Below are 1,664 nucleotides of genomic sequence, written 5' to 3'. Positions count from 1 at the left end.
GAGACTGGGCAAGATTCTTATAGCGAAGGAAGGTACGATTCGGCATGACGAATCGTACCTTCAAGACCGGTGTCAGCCGGGATCAGCCGAGCTTTCTGCCAGCGCGTGTGGAAGATTATGTCGCCGGTGACAATCCGGTTCGAGTGATCGAAGCTTTTGTTGCAGCGCTTGATCTGTTGAAGCTTGGCTTCCGTCATACCGGATCGATCGGCGGGGCTGGACAGCCGCCTTACGACCCGGCCGACCTGCTGAAGCTTTATCTTTATGGCTACCTCAACCGGATCCGGTCGTCGCGCAGCCTGGAACGGGAGGCCGGGCGTAATCTCGAGCTGATCTGGCTGATGAAGCGCCTGGTGCCGGGCTATCGCACTATCGCCAAGTTCCGCCAGGAGAACTGGAAGGCGCTCAAGGCGGTGAACCGGGAGTTTGTGCTGATGCTGCACGAACTCGACCTTTTGGGCGGTAAGGTGGTGGCGATCGACGGGGCGTTTTTTGATGGCAATGCCAGCAAGGCGAGCATCAAGACACAGCGCAAGCTCACCAAGCGGCTGGCTGAGATTGAGCAGGAGATTGAAGCCTATGGTGCGGCGCTGGAGGCCAATGACAGCGCCGAGGCGGAACCTCCGCCTGCGGGACGGGATGGCGGCGGCGAGGACGTCGCGCAAAAGGTGGCGGCCTTGATGGCCAAGCGCGCCAGCTTGCAGGCCGATCTGGCGCGACTGGAAGAGAGCGGCCAGACGCAATTGTCGCGAACCGACGCGGACGCCCGCCTGTTATCGAAGAACGGTCAGGTGGTGGCGGGCTACAACGTTCAGATCGCCGTTGACGACAAGCACAAGCTGATTGCGGCGAGCGAGGTCGTCAACGACGGCAACGACACCGGCCAGCTTTACGACATGGCCAAGGCCGCAAAGGACGAGCTTGGCGTCGAGACGCTGACGGCTCTCGCCGATACCGGCTACTACAACGGCAACGCGCTCAAGGCCTGCGAGGAGGACGGGATCGTGGCCTACGTTCCGCAGGCCAGGCGAACCGCGCGGCTCGAAGCGCAAGATCGCATCAGCCACGAAGCGTTTGCCTACGAGGCGGAGGCGGACGTCTATCGCTGTCCTGCCGGCAAGCAGCTACGCCCCACGGACGGTCGAAAGACCAACGGCAACCGGATCGAGATCAGGTATGTCAGCCGCAAGTCCGATTGCGATGCCTGCGCGCTGCGCGCGCGCTGTGTCACCGTCAAGATCCCGACGCGCACCGTCCATCGCTGGGAACATGAAGCGGTGCTGGATCGGCATCGCGCACGGATGCAGGACGCCGACGCCCAGATGCGTCGCCGCGCCGAACTCGCCGAACACCCCTTCGGTACCCTCAAATGCCGGGCCGGCTACCGCCACTTCCTCGTCCGCGGCTTCGACAAGGTGCGCGGCGAATGGAGCCTGATGGCGCTTTGCTACAACTTCTCCCGCGTCCTCAGCATTCTCGGCCTCGACGCCTTCATGGCCTATCTGGCCAGACGGCTTCCGTATTTGGCGCTCTTGCTGCTCAACGCCATCACCGGCGTCATCACCCGGCTACGGGCCGCCCCAGCGCCACTCCGAGCCTAAATCCGTCAAACATTCCGACACGACCGCGTAAGCCGGCGACAAAACAAATAATTGCCCAGTCTC

1 protein-coding gene is annotated in these 1,664 nt (G+C 62.4%); it reads left to right on the top strand.

From position 1 onward, the window contains the following. Positions 1-44 precede the first annotated feature (44 nt). Positions 45-1,601: an IS1182 family transposase gene (locus IVA80_RS29935; RefSeq protein WP_247438254.1), complete on the top strand. Its 1,557-nt coding sequence runs from the start codon at positions 45-47 to the stop codon at positions 1,599-1,601. Positions 1,602-1,664 lie beyond the last annotated feature (63 nt).

The organism is Bradyrhizobium sp. 139, from assembly GCF_023074175.1.
Lineage (GTDB): Bacteria > Pseudomonadota > Alphaproteobacteria > Rhizobiales > Xanthobacteraceae > Bradyrhizobium.
The sequence above is the reverse complement of the archived record's forward strand: the minus strand, read 5'-3'. Positions and strand labels throughout refer to the sequence as shown.